At 58.6% G+C, this 16,681-nt stretch carries 13 protein-coding genes; 6 read left to right on the forward strand and 7 right to left on the reverse strand.

Going from position 1 to position 16,681, the window contains the following annotated elements:
- Positions 1-160: 160 nt before the first annotated feature.
- From RYC17_RS24450 to mgrA, 4 genes are all read left to right on the forward strand, one after another.
- Entirely contained in the window at positions 161-2,476 is a 2,316-nt protein-coding gene (locus tag RYC17_RS24450) for a TonB-dependent receptor (RefSeq protein ID WP_316890782.1), read from the forward strand.
- A 35-nt stretch (positions 2,477-2,511) separates the two neighbouring features.
- On the forward strand, positions 2,512-3,837 hold the full coding sequence (locus RYC17_RS24455) for an LLM class flavin-dependent oxidoreductase (protein WP_122258819.1): 1,326 nt from the start codon (positions 2,512-2,514) through the stop codon (positions 3,835-3,837).
- Positions 3,838-3,948: 111 nt separating this feature from the next.
- A complete protein-coding gene (locus RYC17_RS24460; protein WP_122258820.1) occupies positions 3,949-4,884 on the forward strand; it encodes a sulfonate ABC transporter substrate-binding protein in 936 nt (311 codons plus the stop codon).
- 81 nt (positions 4,885-4,965) lie between these two features.
- On the forward strand, positions 4,966-6,003 hold the full coding sequence (mgrA, locus tag RYC17_RS24465; RefSeq protein ID WP_004654952.1) for an L-glyceraldehyde 3-phosphate reductase: 1,038 nt from the start codon (positions 4,966-4,968) through the stop codon (positions 6,001-6,003).
- Positions 6,004-6,180: 177 nt separating this feature from the next.
- On the opposite strand, the gene ntrC is transcribed toward mgrA, so the two are convergent.
- The 7 genes from ntrC to glnA form a co-directional block, all read right to left on the reverse strand.
- Entirely contained in the window at positions 6,181-7,617 is a 1,437-nt protein-coding gene (gene ntrC / locus RYC17_RS24470) for a nitrogen regulation protein NR(I) (protein ID WP_002555721.1), read from the reverse strand.
- The gene (gene glnL, locus RYC17_RS24475; protein WP_002555720.1) at positions 7,614-8,699 is read right to left on the reverse strand and encodes a nitrogen regulation protein NR(II); all 1,086 of its coding nucleotides are present in this window, start codon (positions 8,697-8,699) and stop codon (positions 7,614-7,616) included. The genes ntrC and glnL overlap by 4 nt, the downstream gene beginning before the upstream one ends.
- Before the next feature lie 283 nt (positions 8,700-8,982).
- Positions 8,983-9,600 carry a DUF4124 domain-containing protein gene (locus RYC17_RS24480; protein WP_058401836.1) on the reverse strand — a complete coding sequence of 206 codons (618 nt, stop codon included), beginning with the start codon at positions 9,598-9,600 and terminating at the stop codon, positions 8,983-8,985.
- 11 nt (positions 9,601-9,611) lie between these two features.
- Complete coding sequence (locus RYC17_RS24485; protein ID WP_080394988.1) at positions 9,612-10,154, reverse strand: DUF4124 domain-containing protein; 543 nt, start codon at positions 10,152-10,154, stop codon at positions 9,612-9,614.
- A gap of 78 nt (positions 10,155-10,232) precedes the next feature.
- Complete coding sequence (locus RYC17_RS24490; protein ID WP_230017058.1) at positions 10,233-10,790, reverse strand: chorismate mutase; 558 nt, start codon at positions 10,788-10,790, stop codon at positions 10,233-10,235.
- Positions 10,791-10,916: 126 nt separating this feature from the next.
- A complete protein-coding gene (locus tag RYC17_RS24495) occupies positions 10,917-11,330 on the reverse strand; it encodes a cupin domain-containing protein (protein WP_004654943.1) in 414 nt (137 codons plus the stop codon).
- Positions 11,331-11,494: 164 nt separating this feature from the next.
- Positions 11,495-12,901, reverse strand: coding sequence for a glutamate--ammonia ligase (gene glnA, locus RYC17_RS24500; RefSeq protein ID WP_002555716.1), 1,407 nt, complete (start codon positions 12,899-12,901; stop codon positions 11,495-11,497).
- Positions 12,902-13,237: 336 nt separating this feature from the next.
- On the opposite strand from glnA, the gene thiI reads away from it, so the two are divergent.
- A complete protein-coding gene (gene thiI / locus RYC17_RS24505) occupies positions 13,238-14,692 on the forward strand; it encodes a tRNA uracil 4-sulfurtransferase ThiI (protein WP_004654939.1) in 1,455 nt (484 codons plus the stop codon).
- A gap of 144 nt (positions 14,693-14,836) precedes the next feature.
- Positions 14,837-16,657, forward strand: a complete 1,821-nt coding sequence (gene typA / locus RYC17_RS24510; protein WP_002555714.1) for a translational GTPase TypA — start codon at positions 14,837-14,839, stop codon at positions 16,655-16,657.
- The last annotated feature ends 24 nt before the right edge of the window (positions 16,658-16,681 follow it).

Genomic DNA, 16,681 nt, shown 5'->3' on the forward strand with positions numbered 1-16,681 from the left:
GTATAAAAGTAAAAAGAATATAAAACTAATTTTTCAGTATTGGACGATCTATTCGCCATTTCCTGATACTGGCGATGTTAGCGCTAACAAAGATGGTTTGTCTGCTACTCGCCACCGCGAATGCCCGGACCCCGGTTTAGCCAGCAATCAACAGGCGCCAGTGCGTATCGCATTGTCGGATCAGGGCATATTTCAGGTAGGCACGCAGATGCACACAACACATGGGGATGGCGTCAAATACACACTTCTGGCGCAAGCCATCGATCAGGCTCATGTGGCGCGGGGGCGCCGTTATGGCTGGCTGTTGATGGGGCTTGCGGCGTTGCCATGGGTTCCGGCAATGGCAGATAACGCAGCAACGCAGAGCACTGAAACGGTAGCGCTGGAGTCCGTCACCGTAACGGCCACACGCCGTGAAGAGTCGTTGCAAAAAGTACCGGTCGCAGTTTCGGTGATTCAGGGCGAGCAACTGGAGCGGGACAATCGCAACGGCGTGGCCAGCATCGTGCAGCAAGTGCCTTCGCTGAATTTCCGTACCGGTGCGTCCAACAAGGACACCTCGCTGTTCATTCGCGGTGTCGGCACCATTTCCACCTCGCCGGGTGTCGAGCCGACGGTGGCGACAGTGATCGATGGCGTGGTGTATGCACGTCCGGGCCAGGCCACGCTGGACCTGCTCGACCTTGAGCGCATCGAAGTGCTGCGCGGCCCGCAGGGCACGTTGTTCGGCAAGAACGCCTCGGCTGGCGTGCTCAACGTCACAACCAAGGCACCGACCGAAGAGACCCACGGTTACATCGATCAGTCGTACTATAGCGGCAACGAAAGCCGCACCCGTTTCGGCATCGGCGGCAGTCTGATTCCGCAAACCCTCAAGGGCTCGATTACCACGCTGTTTGGCAGCTATGACGGCAACGTCGATAACAAGCTCAACGGTCAGGAAGTCAACGGTTACAACCGCAAGGGCGCACGCGGCAAGCTGGAATTCACACCCAACGACGACATCACCTTCACCCTTGCCGCGGACTACATGCAGTCCCATGACGACGCGCCCAATGGCGTAGTGAGCAAGGCGCTGACCCCGGCGTTCGCCAGTGCGCTGTCACCGGTACGCGCCGACAGTGACAACCGCAACGTGCTCAGTGATTACCGCAGCCATGTCGAGGACGTCAACAAGGGCCTGTCCGGCCAGCTCGACTGGCAACTGGGCGATTACACCCTGACTTCCATTACCGCCTGGCGGGGCTGGGATAACACCCAGTATCAGGATGGCGACCGTCTCGGGACCGTCACTGCTGCCTTTCCCGGCACCGAAGACAAAGGCGATCTGGAGTTCAACCAGTACTCTCAGGAGCTGCGTCTGGCGTCGCCGAAAGGCCAGTTTGTCGAATACGTGGGCGGTCTGTTTTACATGCACGGCAAGAGCGACGAGACCTATCAGCGCACGCTGATAACGCCGACGACTCAGGATCGCGGCATCGCCGACTACAGCACTACCACTGACAGCTACTCGGTATTCGGCGAAACCACGTTCAACTTCACCCCGGACGTCCGTGCGATTGCCGGGGCACGCTGGACCCACGACGATCTGGAATACGATCATCGCCGCGTATCGACATCGGCTACGACCGTCAGCGGTATTCAGCCTGCGACCAGCAGTTCCGGTTCGGTGGACGAGGACGGCAAGTCCGGACGGCTGGGTCTGCAATATGACCTGAGCGACAGTGTGATGACCTACATCACCTACTCGCGCGGCTATAAAGGCCCGGCCTACAACGTGTTCTTCAACATGCAGCCGCGTGACACCGAGGCCTTGAAACCGGAGACCTCGAACACCTGGGAAGTCGGGGTCAAGGCCACCACCTGGAACAATCGCCTGACCACCAACCTGGCGGTGTTCCACAGCGATTACGACAACTATCAGGCGAACTTTTTCGACAGCGTTGCCGGGCAGGTTGTCACGCGCCTGATCAACGCAGGCAGTGTCAGCACTGAAGGCGTCGAGCTGGATTACGCCTTGCAGGCCACCCGTAACCTGAAATTCTCCGGCGCGCTGTCCTACACCAAGGCGCGCATCGACAGCTTTGCCTGCCCGGCCGGTGCAGCGGCGTCGTGCAACGTCGATGGCAAAACCCTGCCGTATAGCCCGGACTGGAAAAGCTACGTTCGTGCCGACTACACCATCCCGCTGGACAACGGTCTGGATATCGAGCTGGGCACCGATTACAGCTGGCAGAGCGAAGTGCAGTACGACATCAGCCAGAACCCGGACACCAAGCAGGGCGCTTACGGCATCTGGAACGCCAGCGTTGCGCTGGCCGATTACAACAGTGGCTGGCGCGTGGCACTGCTCGGCAAGAACCTGGCAGACAAGTCCTATTCGCCGATGCTGGCCACGGGTGGCAGCTATGTTTACCGGTCTGTACCGCGTGATGACGAGCGTTATTTCGGCGTACAGCTACGCAAGGATTTCTGAGTCGTGGCCCGCGGTAACACAGTAAGGAGTGAAGAATGAGCACGACAGCTCGACAGATGAAACTCGGCGCTTTTCTGATGGCCACCGGGCACCATGTTGCGGCCTGGCGTCACCCGGATGTGCCTGCCGATGCAGGGCTGGATTTCAAGCACTACCGGCACGTGGCCAAGGTCGCGGAAGCGGCGAAATTCGATACGTTGTTCGTGGCCGACAGTGTGGCTGCCGCCACCGGCGATATCGCCAGCCGCATGGCCCGTTCTGATCATTTCGAGCCGCTGACCCTGCTCTCGGCGTTGAGCGCGGTGACCGATCACATCGGTCTGATCGCGACGGCGACCACCACCTACAACGAGCCGTATCACGTTGCTCGCAAGTTCGCCTCGCTGGATCACTTGTCCGGGGGGCGAGCGGGCTGGAATCTGGTGACCTCCGATGCCGCCGCCGAAGCGCAGAACTTCGGTCGCGCCGAGCATGTGGGGCATGCCGAGCGTTATAGCCGCGCACGGGAGTTTCATCAGGTGGTGACCGGCCTGTGGGACAGCTGGGCAGATGACGCGTTTACCCGCGACAAGACCAGCGGTGAATATTACGACCCGGCCAAATTACATGTGCTCAATCATCACGGTGAGCACTTCAGTGTCAAAGGCCCGCTGAACGTGGCGCGTTCGCCGCAAGGGCAGCCCGTGGTCGTGCAGGCGGGTTCCTCTGAAGTCGGCCGCGATCTGGCGGCGCAGACCGCGGAAGTGGTGTTCACCGCACAGACCTCGCTGGCCAGTGCCCAAGCGTTTTATGCGGACATCAAGGGCCGCCTTGGCGCCTACGGACGTGACGCAGATTCGCTGAAAGTCATGCCCGGCGTGTTCATTGTCGTGGCCGAAACCGAGGCGTTGGCAAAAGCGAAATTCGAGTCGTTTCAGGAGTTGGTCGAGCCCCAGGTGGGTGTCGCCCTGCTAGGCCGTATGCTGGGCAATTTCGACCTGTCGGGCTACCCGCTGGACGGCCCTTTGCCAGAGCTGCCGCTAACTGACAGCGGCCAGCGCAGCCGGCAGAAACTGCTCACCGAACTGGCCGATCAGGAAAACCTGACCCTGGCGCAACTGGGACGGCGGATTGCCGGTGGGCGAGGGCATTACAGCCTGATCGGTACGCCTGAGCAGATCGCTGATGAGCTGCAACGCTGGTTCGAGCAAGGCGCGGCGGATGGCTTCAATGTGCTGGTGCCGCATCTGCCGGGTGGTCTGGAAGATGTCGCGCAGTTGCTGGTGCCGGAGTTGCAGCGGCGCGGGCTGTTTCGTACTGAATATGAAGGCACAACGTTGCGCGAAAACCTGGGGCTGCAGCGGCCTGCTTATGGATTTTGATAATTCCCGTACCAGATACCGAGCCTGGCTGCAGAGAGGTGACGCGCAGCGTCACGGGATGCATGCCAACGCAGAGCATTGGCACGAGAGTCGACCGAGAAAGGATTACCCATGAAACCATTCACCTTCATCGCCGCCATTCTGGCTTTCAGCGGCTTGCTCAACACAGCTTCTGCCGACGAACCTGACGCGCTACGCATCGGCTATCAGAAGGGCTCGATCACGCTGGTGCTGGCCAAGGAATACGGCCTGCTGGAGAAGCGCTTTGCTGATACAAAAATCAAATGGATCGAATTCCCGGCCGGGCCGCAGATGCTTGAAGCACTGAATATCGGCAGCCTGGACATTGCCTCTACCGGTGACATTCCGCCGATCTTTGCTCAGGTTGCCGGGGCAGACCTGGTCTACATCGGCGCAGAACCGGCCAAGCCACAGGCGGAAACCATCCTGGTGCGCAACGAAAGCCCGCTGCACAGCGTGGCAGAGCTGAAAGGCCGCAAAGTGGCACTTCAGAAAGGCTCCAGCTCGCATAACGTGGTGTTGCGCTTGTTGAACAAGGCAGGGTTGACGTTCAAGGATATTCAGCCGATTTACCTGACCCCCGCCGATGCCCGCGCCGCCTTTGAAAACGGCAGTGTCGATGCCTGGGCAATCTGGGATCCGTACTACTCCATCGCCCTGAACGAAGGCCATAGCCGCCTGCTGGCCAATGGCGAAGGGCTTGGACTGTCCGGGCCGTTCTATACCGCACGCCGGGCTTTTGCCGAGAAAAATGCGGCGTTTGTGCAGCAGGTTCTCGACGAACTGACCGTCGCCGATGGGCTGTCGCGCTCGCAGCGTGCCGAGAGTATTCAGATACTGGCGCGCAGCATGGGCTTGTCCGAAGCGGTCATGACTCAGTATCTTGACCATCGGCCCGTATCACCCAGCCTGCCGATCACGCCGGAGATCGTACGCGCGCAACAGGCGACCGCTGATCTGTTTTACGACAACCACTTGATACCCAAGCGGGTCGACATTCAGCAGGTTGTCTGGCAAAAGCCATGATTCCGGCGTTGCGAACAGGCGTCGCCTGTTCGCAAACGCAATCAAGACGCCTCGAATATCCCCCAGACAAGAGAGGATTCAATGACCTACATTGCTGCCGAAAATCGTTACGAAGACATGCCTTATCGCCGTACCGGCCGCAGCGGGCTGGTGCTTCCGGCGCTGTCGCTCGGCCTGTGGCACAACTTCGGTGACAGCACGCCGATCGACACTCAGCGCGCCATGTTGCGCACGGCGTTCGATCTGGGCATCAACCATTTCGACCTGGCCAACAACTATGGCCCGCCCTACGGCAGCGCCGAGATCAACTTCGGTCGCCTGCTGCGCGAAGACTTCAAGCACTACCGCGATGAACTGATCATCTCCAGCAAGGCTGGCTGGGATATGTGGCCAGGGCCGTACGGGCAGGGCGGTGGTTCGCGCAAATACGTGCTCGCCAGCCTCGATCAGAGCCTGCAGCGCATGGGCCTGGATTACGTCGATATTTTTTACTCGCACCGCTTCGACCCGGACACCCCGCTGGAAGAAACCGCCAGCGCGCTGGCTACGGCAGTGCAGCAGGGCAAGGCTTTGTACATCGGCATCTCGTCGTATTCCGGGGCCAAGACCCGCGAAATAGCGGCGTTGCTCAAAGAGTGGAAAGTGCCGTTGCTGATTCACCAGCCGGCTTACAACCTGCTCAACCGTTGGGTTGAGAAAGACCTGCTCGACGCTACCGAAGAGCTGGGCGCGGGCGTGATCGCCTTTACCGCGCTGGCCCAGGGGCTGCTGTCGGACAAGTACCTGAACGGCGTGCCCAAGGATGCGCGGGTCAATCGTCCGGGCGGCGGCTCGTTACAGGCTTCGCACCTGTCCGAGCAGAACATCGCCCACGTGCGTGCGCTCAACGAAATCGCCCAGCGTCGTGGTCAGAGCCTGGCACAAATGGCCCTGGCCTGGACGCTGCGTGACCCGCGCGTGACGTCAGCGCTGATCGGTGCGAGCCGTCCCGAGCAGATTGTCGAAAACGTCGGCGCGCTGAAGAACCTGGCGTTCAGCCCGGAAGAACTGGCCGAGATCGACAGCTTTGCGGTGGAAGGCGGAATCAACCTGTGGGAAAAACCGTCACTGGCTGAGTGATGCGGTGCTGAGCTGCGCGTTACACGCAATTCCTGAGATGACTATCGTTCCCACGCTCTGCGTGGGAATGCAGTTCTGGACGCTCTACGTCCTGCCTTGAATAGTAGGCGCGGCGCAGAGTGTTTCGAAATGCATGCCAATGCGGAGCATTGGCACCAATGACCATCATATAACCACTCAGCCCTCATCAGCCTCGTCGTCATCCCCACCGTCGACCTTCATGCCCAGTTCCTTGATCTTGCGGGTCAAGGTGTTGCGGCCCCAGCCCAGCAGCACGGCGGCGTCGCGGCGGCGACCGGCGGTGTGCTTGAGGGCGGTTTCGATCATGATCCGCTCGAAGGTCGGCACGGCGCTGTCCAGCAGGCTGGACTGACCACGAGACAAGGCCTGATCGGCCCACTGGCGCAGCGCCTGTTCCCAGTTGGTGACCGGCGCAGCGTCCTGCGGCAGGCTCAGCAGTTCCGGTGGCAGGTCGCTGATGTGCACTTCACGACCCGACGCCATGACCGTGATCCAGCGGCAGGTGTTTTCCAGCTGACGCACGTTGCCAGGCCACGGCAGATGCTTGAGGTATTCCTCGGTCTCGGCCTTGAGCAGCTTGGGTTCGACCGCCAGTTCCTGAGCCGCGCGGCTGAGGAAGTGCTTGGCCAGGGTCGGGATGTCTTCACGACGGTCCGACATGCGCGGAATGTGGATACGGATCACGTTCAGGCGGTGGAACAAGTCTTCACGGAATTTTCCGGCCTGTACCAGGGTTTCCAGATTCTGGTGTGTCGCGGCAATGATCCGCACATCGACCTTGACCGGCGTGTGCCCGCCTACCCGGTAGAACTCGCCATCGGCCAGCACGCGCAACAGACGGGTCTGGGTGTCGGCTGGCATATCGCCAATTTCATCGAGAAACAGCGTGCCGCCGTCAGCCTGTTCAAAACGACCGCGACGCAGGTTAGCCGCGCCGGTGAATGCGCCTTTTTCGTGGCCGAAAAGCTCCGATTCCATCAAGTCCTTGGGAATCGCCGCCATGTTCAGCGCAATGAACGGCGACGCCGAGCGCGGGCTGTGGCGGTGCAGTGCATGAGCGACCAGCTCCTTGCCGGTCCCCGACTCACCGTTGATCAACACGGTGATGTTGGAATGGCTCAGGCGCCCGATGGCGCGAAACACTTCCTGCATCGCTGGCGCTTCGCCAATGATTTCAGGGGTGCGGGTCAGCGTCGGAGCGACGTCCAGGCCTTGCTGTTCCTGGGCGTGCTGATTGGCGCGTTTGACCAGCGAGACGGCTTCATCGACGTCGAACGGCTTGGGCAGGTACTCGAAAGCGCCACCCTGATAAGACGCCACGGCGCTGTCCAGATCTGAATGGGCGGTCATGATGATCACCGGCAGACGCGGATGCTGCTCGCGAATCCGCGCCAGCAGGTCCAGGCCACTGGCGCCGGGCATGCGGATGTCGGAAATGATTACGTCCGGCTGCTGACGGGCCAGACGGCTCATCACCCCGTCGGCGCTGTCGAAGCTTTGTGTGGTCATGCCTTCCTGTTGCAAGGCCTTTTCCAGTACCCAGCGGATAGAACGATCGTCGTCTACGATCCAGACAGTTTCACTACGGCTCATGTCGAAGCTGCTCCTTGTTCCAGCGGCAGGAAGATCGAGAACGTGGTGTGGCCGGGATGGCTGTCACACTCGATCAGGCCCTGGTGCTGGCTGATGATGTTCTGGGTAATGGCAAGACCTAGCCCTGTGCCATCCGGGCGGCCACTGACCATCGGGTAAAAAATGGTTTCCTGAAGTTCGGCCGGAATACCGGGGCCGTTGTCGATGATTTCGATCTTGCTGACCAGTCGATGGCGAACGTGGCCGATGGTGAACTGGCGCATGGCGCGGGTGCGCAGGGTGATCCGTCCCAGGCGCAGCTCGTTCTGGCCGCTGATGGCCTGCATGGCGTTGCGCACGATATTGAGCACGGCCTGGATCATTTGCTCGCGGTCGATCAAGACGTCGGGAATGCTTGGGTCATAGTCGCGCACCAGCGTGATGCAGCCCTGACTTTCGGCCTCGACCAGGCTGCACACTCGTTCAAGCACTTCGTGCACGTTGGTCATCGCCAGCGACGGCAGCTTGTTGGAACCCAGCATGCGGTCGACCAGATTACGCAGACGGTCGGCCTCTTCGATGATCACGTTGGTGTAATCCTTGAGGCTTTCTTCAGGCAGCTCGCGGGCCAGCAGCTGTGCGGCACCGCGAATTCCGCCCAGCGGATTCTTTATTTCGTGAGCCAGGCCACGCACCAGCATCTTGGTGGTTTCCTGCTTGGACAACTGGGCCTCTTCCTTGGTAATGCGCAGCAGCCTGTCACGTGGGTGCACTTCAAGCAGCAGCAGGGTATCGCCCTTGCTGAGGATCGGCGTCACGGCATAGTCGACAGTCAGTGTCTGACCGGTCAGTGCGGTGAGCATCGCTTCGCGCTTGGTGAAAGGATGAGCCTGTTCCACTGCCTGACGCAGCGAACTCAGTGCCTCAGCCGACTCGGTGAACAGCTCGCTGATGAATTGCCCATGGCTGCGCTGCCCGCTGATGGCGAGCAGCATTTCCGCTGCCGGGTTCATGTACTCAAGTCGCAGGTCGGCGTTGAGCAGAATGGTGGCAGTGGTCAGGTTATCCAGTAACAGTCTGTGCAGCGCGTCGCTGATAGTCATGAATCGTGTTGACCTCTTTTGGCACATTGCAGTTGCGCAATGCTGGTGCTGGTTGGTCTGCGCCAGCAGGAGCAAGGCCACCAATACGGTGCTGTCTCAGTGAAGTTGCAAAAACCAAACCAAGGCTCCGAAAAGAAGCGCTTTATCTGCAAAACCGGGCCGTTTTTCGAGCGAGTGCCCGCATACGGCGCTACTTACACCGCGTTCCTGAACCAAATTGGACTGTATTGTTGCGCAGGCGTGCAGATGGCGCACCAAAAAGGTGCTTCGACTTTGCCGAGGATCACAAGAAAGGCAGGATGCTGCTTTTAGGCTCGGGCTTGTCCTTGAGTGGGCACTCGGGACGCACGCCGTAGTCATCCTCCTTGCAGGGATGAGTCGCGCGTTTTTGCGCCAGGGAAATACGCTGCAGATGAAACGGCTGGTTCGGCGTTTTTTCCAGAACACGGCCAAGCTCGTCGAAAATCTCTACCGACAACTGGTGTGTGCCGCGATCCACATTGCTCAGCGGGAAGACAGGGCTGCGGCCAGCCTCGCCGACGGCAACGCCATCCAGCAGTAGCCGGTAGCTGTGTCCCGGCTGTAACACCGGTTCGCTGGTGACGGTAACGATCAGATCACCACTGGGATTGACCAGTGTGGCGTCCGGCTCGGGCACCAGAATTCTCAGCAGTTGATAATGAAACATCGGCTGCACGGCGGGTTTGGCAGGGTGTGCTTTCAAGGTTCGGGTTGGCGGCGTGCCGGTCATGTTGTTGCTGGGTGGAATATCGACGCGCTTGGCGTTCTTGCGCGGCTGGTCGGTAAACACCCGATTGCCTTGCGCGTCGATGTAGGTATAGACGTCGGCAGCGGCTGGCAACGCCATTAGCAGCAGCAGGCAGATCAGCGCGCTGTGCATTCTGTGTCTGTTCATGGTTTACCGAGGTGCACGCGCTGAATAGTCAGCGTAATGGTCTCGCTCTGCTGAATAATCCGCTCGCCGTCTTTTACCACTACCGCGAAGCTGTGCTCGCCACGATCGATGTTGACCACCTGAAAGCGTGGCAGGTTGGAAGGCTGCCCGTACAGATTACCGTCCAGCAGCAATTGCAGGCGATGGTTCTGTTGCAGGCGTGGCTGAATCTTCACGCCGATGATGAACGTGCCGTTGTTGGCGCGTAACGCCTCGTCGGTGGGCAGGTCCGTCAGTTCCAGCACGTCATAGGCCGTTTGTGGCTGTGATTGTGGCTGAGGTTGTGCAGGGGCCGGTTGCGGCGTGCTGTTGACGACCGGCCTGGCGGGTGTCTGCTTTTCGATGCTGTTGAGCGGCGGCAGCTCGACCACTTCGGTTTTGGTGCCGTTGGGTGGCTGATTGCTGAACGCAGTGTTGCCGTTCGCGTCGGTGTACTTATAGATCTGCGCCAAGGCAGGCAGGCTGATCAACAGCAGCAGGCAAATCAGGCTTTGACGCATGAGACTCTCGACAGCAATGGCACAATTGGCCGTCAGCATAGAACACATCGCCCTATGCTGCGCTATCCGCCTGATGTGTCAGAGGTTTGCCGAGCAAAGATCGGCGGTGGCCAGTACCAGTGCCTGATCATGAATCGGGTCGGTCTGATAGCGCTTGAGCGCCATATCCAGCTTTATTCTGCAGTCTTCGGTCTTGCGCAGTGGCTGGAAGTCGGCATATGCCTGCAGCAGCTGGGTTTGCAGCCGGTCGAGTTTCGGGCGGATATCGTCCACCAGGCTCAGCCTGGTCGTATCAGGGGCTTTGCCCGCTGCATGCCATTGGGCAAGCAGTGCATTCTGTATTTGCTTGTTGGCTTCGATCTGCGCCTTGAACAAGCGTTGAACGTCGTCAGGGTTCAGCTTGAACTCGGCAGCGCGGGCCTGCGCTGCGCTTATGACTTGCAGCTCGCGCGGCGGGTCCTCGACGGCTTTGCCGCTGTCCCATTTGCTCAGGGCAACCTGATCGGCGATGGACAGGCGCTCGCTGATGGCTTGCAACAGCGGCTCGATAGAAGAGGGCTTCTGCTCGGCGGCGAAGGCGAAGCAGGAAGACATGCACGTCAGGGTCAGCAGGGAAGTGGCCAGAAGCAGGCGCATATTCAACTCCATATTGATCGGGGCGGGTTCAGAGTTAAGCCCGATTCTTGGGTATGCAGCCAGTGCCCGGTGGTGAAAAGAATTTCACGTTGCAAGGCTGCATTCCGCGTACGTGCTGGTGAGAGCTTATTGCGACAACGGCGTTGCTTCTGTCGCGGCGTAGAAGACGATAAGTTCGACCGGTGTGTCGCCCGTCTTGCCGCGGTGCACGATATCAACCATCTCTGCGAGTGCGTCGCCTTTTTTCAGGCGGATTTCCTTGTTGCTGTCCCGTTTTTCGACGGTGATTTCTCCTGAGGCCACGTAGGCGGCGTTGGGGATCGGATGGCTATGCCATTTCAGCGCGGTGTTTGCAGGAATGTTGATTTTCAGAACGGTCAGCTCGGGCTGGCCTTTGGGGTAGGCAATGTAAGGCGTGCCATCCCAGGAAGTTTTGCTTTTCAGCAGAACACGGGATTCGACGGTGGGGCTTGCCTGTTGGGCAACGGCGTTGCCTGTCAGTGCTATCAGGGCAGCTGTGATCAGAAGTCTGTAGGGCATGTCGGGATGGCCTTGCTGGCTGAAATTCGAGCCAGAAGTTTGCCCGGTATTTTTTTTCTGATGCGGTATCCCGTTATTGCACAAAATAAAAAATCGGTCCTCAGAAACAAAGAAACCTCCCGAAGGAGGTCTCTTGTTACGCCATCAACGCTGGCGCGGCTGGATTAGCAGCTGTAATACAGCTCGTATTCCAGTGGGTGTACGAAGGTACGAACGCGGATTTCTTCTTCGCTTTTCAGTGCGATGTAAGCGTCGATGAAGTCGTCGCTGAACACGCCGCCTTTGGTCAGGAACGCACGGCCCTTGTCCAGTTCTTCCAGCGCTTCTTTCAGGCTGCCGCAAACTTGTGGGATCTCTTTGGCCTCTTCAGGTGGCAGGTCATACAGGTTCTTGTCAGCTGCGTCGCCAGGGTGGATCTTGTTCTGGATGCCGTCCAGGCCAGCCATCAACAGAGCCGCGAAGGCCAGGTACGGGTTGGCCGAAGGATCCGGGAAGCGTGCTTCGATACGACGGCCGCGAGGGCTGTTGACGTAAGGAATACGGATCGAAGCGGAACGGTTACGCGCCGAGTAGGCCAGCATGACCGGCGCTTCGAAGCCTGGAACCAGACGCTTGTACGAGTTGGTGGACGGGTTGGTGAAGCCGTTCAGCGCCTTGCCGTGCTTGATGATGCCGCCGATGAAGTACAGAGCGAGGTCGGACAGACCGGCATAGCCTTCACCTGCGAAGGTGTTCTTGCCATCTTTGGCGATGGACATGTGCACGTGCATGCCTGAACCGTTATCACCGTACAGAGGCTTTGGCATGAAGGTCGCGGTGCGGCCGTAAGCGTCAGCAACGTTGTGAACAACGTATTTCAGGGTCTGAACTTCGTCAGCCTTTTTAACCAGCGTGTTGAATTTCACGCCGATTTCGTTCTGGCCAGCGGTCGCCACTTCGTGGTGGTGAACTTCAACGGTCTGGCCCATTTCTTCCAGAGCGTTGCACATGGCGGTACGGATTTCGTGGTCATGGTCGAACGGCGGAACCGGGAAGTAACCGCCTTTGACGCCTGGGCGGTGGCCTTTGTTGCCGCCTTCCACGTCCTGGTCGGACATCCACGAACCTTGCTCAGAGAAGATCTTGAACATGGAGCCCGAGATGTCGGACTTGAATTTCACTTCGTCGAAGATGAAGAATTCTGGCTCAGGGCCTGCGAATACGGTGTCACCGATACCGGTGGACTTCAGGTATTCCTCGGCGCGACGAGCGATGGCGCGTGGGTCACGATCGTAACCTTGCATGGTCGACGGTTCGATGATGTCGCACACCAGGATCAGGGTCGGTTCTTCGGTGAACGGGTCCAGAACAGCGGTTTCGTCGTCCGGCAGCAGGATCATGTCGGAAGCTTCGATGCCTTTCCAGCCAGAGATGGAGGAGCCGTCGAACATCTTGCCGACTTCGAAGAAGTCATCTTCCAGCGCATCGCGAGCTGGCATGGTCACGTGGTGCTGCGTACCTTTAGTGTCCGTGAAGCGCAGATCAATCCACTTAACGTCATGATCTTTGATGAGTTGAACCGACTTCGACATGGTGTCCTCCGGGTGGCTAAGAACCGCCTTCTATAGGCTGGGTCCCTTGAATTTGGGTGATGCCGGCGCGAATATTCTGCCAAGGCAACCTGCCTCACAAGGGAGCAATTTGCATGCCAGTGCCCCGTGTTGGGTTTTTTGCTTCAAAAGCAGGCTTTCAGGGGATTTAAACGCGTCTGCCGAGAAAAGTACGCACTGTTATGGCGCTGCAATTTGGTGCGTCGACTCTTTTTGGTGCGTTGATGGTCGGGTGTACGATAACTGGTTAAACGTTGAGCAATTTCCGCTATAATCCGCGCCCCCCCTTTTTCAGTCGGCACCTCACGCGCTGTTTCCATGAAACTAATCGTTAAAGTTTTTCCAGAAATCACCATTAAAAGCCCGCCGGTGCGCAAGAAATTCATCCGGCAACTGGGCAAGAACATTCGTACCGTGCTCCGTGAACTGGACGCGGACATTGTCGTGGGTGGCGTATGGGACAACCTTGAGGTGGAGACCCGCCAGACCGACCCCAAAGTGCTGCAGGGCATCAGGGACCGGCTGAGTTGCATGCCGGGTATTGCCAACTTTCTGCAGGTGGCCGAGTACCCGTTGGGCGACATGGATGACATCGTCGCCAAGTGCAAACTGCACTACGCCGACCTGCTGCCCGGCAAGATGTTTTCAGTGCGTTGCAAACGCGCCGGTCGTCACGATTTCAGCTCGATGGATGTCGAGAAATACGTCGGTAGCAAGTTGCGAATGCAATGCGGCGCTGCCGGAATCGAGCTGAAAAAGCCCGATCTGGTCGTGCGGATGGAAATTCGCGACCAACGGTTGTTTGTCGTTCATGACCAGCATCAGGGCATGGGCGGCTACCCGCTGGGTGCGCTGGAGCAGACCCTGGTATTGATGTCCGGCGGGTTCGATTCGACCGTTGCGGCCTACCAGATCATGCGCCGCGGCCTTATGGCGCACTTCTGCTTCTTCAATCTGGGCGGACGTGCCCATGAACTGGGCGTGATGGAAGTCGCTCACTTCATCTGGAAGAAGTACGGCAGTTCGCAGCGGGTGCTGTTTGTCAGCGTGCCATTCGAGGAAGTTCTCGGAGAAATTCTGCAGAAAGTCGATAACAGTCATATGGGTGTAGTTTTGAAGCGTATGATGTTACGCGCTGCATCCGCCGTGGCTGATCGTCTCGAAATCGACGTGCTGGTAACTGGCGAAGCGATTTCACAGGTTGCCAGCCAGACACTGCCAAACCTGTCGCTGATCGACGCGGCGACCGACAAGCTGGTCCTGCGACCGCTGGTTGCGAGCCACAAGCAGGACATCGTGGACCTGGCGACTGAAATAGGCACTGCCGATTTTGCCCGCCACATGCCTGAGTATTGCGGGGTGATTTCGGTCAACCCGAAGACCAACGCCAAGCGAAATCGCGTTGAGTACGAAGAAAAACAGTTCGACATGGCGATTCTCGAGCAAGCGCTTGAACGCGCGAAGCTGATTTCGATCGATCGGGTTATCGACGATCTGAGCCGCAATGTCGACATTGAAGAAGTCAGCCAGGCGCTGGCCGGTCAGGTCATCATCGACATCCGTCACCCGGATGCCCAAGAGGACCAGCCGCTGCAAGTGCCTGGCGTGGAGATACAGACGTTGCCGTTCTACGCATTGAACAGCCGTTTCAAGGCACTGGATGACACGCGCCAGTACCTTTTGTATTGCGACAAAGGCGTCATGAGTCGCCTGCATGCTCACCATTTGCTCAGTGAGGGGCATGCCAATGTGCGCGTTTATCGACCGAGCTAAGTGCCCGGGGCTGTTTGCCTGTGGCTTGCGTCACCGGCCCCCCGACACCAGTCGTCATGCCGTAACGGCTTTTGCCGACTCGAAATAGTTAATCGCTGCCTTATAAACAGTCAGCAGACCGAATCCTCTGATCGAGATACACAAGTGATCGAAAATCTACGCAACATCGCCATCATTGCCCACGTTGACCATGGTAAGACCACCCTGGTAGACAAACTCCTGCGCCAGTCCGGCACCCTTGAGCGCAACGAGCTCAACGACGAGCGCGTGATGGACTCCAACGACCAGGAAAAAGAGCGCGGTATTACCATTCTCGCGAAGAACACCGCGATCAACTGGAATGGCTACCACATCAACATCGTGGACACCCCTGGCCACGCCGACTTCGGTGGTGAAGTAGAGCGCGTGATGTCGATGGTCGACTCCGTACTGCTGCTGGTTGATGCCCAGGACGGCCCTATGCCGCAAACCCGTTTTGTGACCAAGAAGGCTTTCGAAGCCGGCCTGCGTCCAATCGTGGTCATCAACAAGGTTGACCGTCCAGGCGCGCGTCCGGACTGGGTTCTGGACCAGATCTTCGACCTGTTCGACAACCTCGGTGCTACCGAAGAACAGCTGGACTTCAAAGTCGTCTACGCCTCGGCCCTGAACGGTATTGCCGGTCTGGAACACACCGACATGGCTGAAGACATGACTCCGCTGTATCAGTCGATCGTCGACCACGTTCCTGCGCCAAAAGTTGACCGTGACGGCCCGTTCCAGATGCAGATCTCGGCTCTGGACTACAACAGCTTCCTGGGCGTCATCGGTGTTGGCCGTATCGCTCGCGGTCGCGTCAAGCCAAACACCCCGGTTGTTGCTATCGATGCCGAAGGCAAGAAGCGCAACGGTCGTATCCTGAAGCTGATGGGTCACCACGGTCTGCACCGTGTGGACGTTGAAGAAGCAGCTGCCGGCGACATCGTCTGCATCAGCGGCTTCGACCAGCTGTTCATCTCCGACACCCTGTGCGATCCGCTGAATGTTGAAGCGATGAAGCCGCTGACCGTCGACGAGCCAACCGTTTCGATGACCTTCCAGGTTAACGACTCGCCGTTCTGCGGTAAGGAAGGCAAGTTCGTCACCAGCCGTAACATCAAGGAACGTCTGGACAAGGAACTGCTGTACAACGTTGCCCTGCGCGTTGAAGAAGGCGACACCGCCGACAAGTTCAAGGTCTCCGGCCGTGGTGAGCTGCACCTCTCGGTACTGATCGAAACCATGCGTCGCGAAGGCTTCGAAATGGGTGTTGGTCGTCCGGAAGTGATCATCCGTCGCGTAGGCGACGTGAAGCACGAACCGTATGAAAACGTGACCATCGACCTGCCGGAAGAATCCCAGGGCGCGATCATGGAGCAAATGGGTCTGCGTAAAGGCGACCTGACCAACATGGTTCCGGATGGCAAGGGCCGTGTTCGCCTTGAGTACAACATCCCGGCCCGTGGCCTGATCGGTTTCCGTAACGAGTTCCTGACCCTCACCTCCGGTGCTGGCATCCTGACCTCGATCTTCGACCGTTACGACGTGATGAAGTCCGGCGACATGTCCGGCCGTCAGAACGGCGTTCTGGTTTCGGTTGAAACCGGCAAGGCGTTGACCTACTCCCTGGAAACCCTGCAAGCGCGCGGCAAGCTGTTCGTCGAGCACGGTCAGGAAATCTATGGTGGTCAGATCGTTGGTCTGAACAGCCGCGACAACGACCTGGGTGTGAACCCTACCAAAGGCAAGAAGCTCGACAACATGCGTGCTTCGGGCAAAGACGAAACCATCGCTCTGGTTCCACCTGTCAAGTTCACCCTTGAACAGGCTCTGGAATTCATCCAGGACGACGAGCTGTGCGAAGTAACGCCGAAATCCATCCGTCTTCGCAAGAAGATCCTGGACGAAAGCGAGCGTACCCGCGCTGCCAAGAAAGCCAAGGCTTGATACTTAGCCCGCGCTGAATAAAAA

It is taken from the genome of Pseudomonas syringae group sp. J248-6 (genome assembly GCF_032586995.1).
Lineage (GTDB): Bacteria > Pseudomonadota > Gammaproteobacteria > Pseudomonadales > Pseudomonadaceae > Aquipseudomonas > Aquipseudomonas amygdali.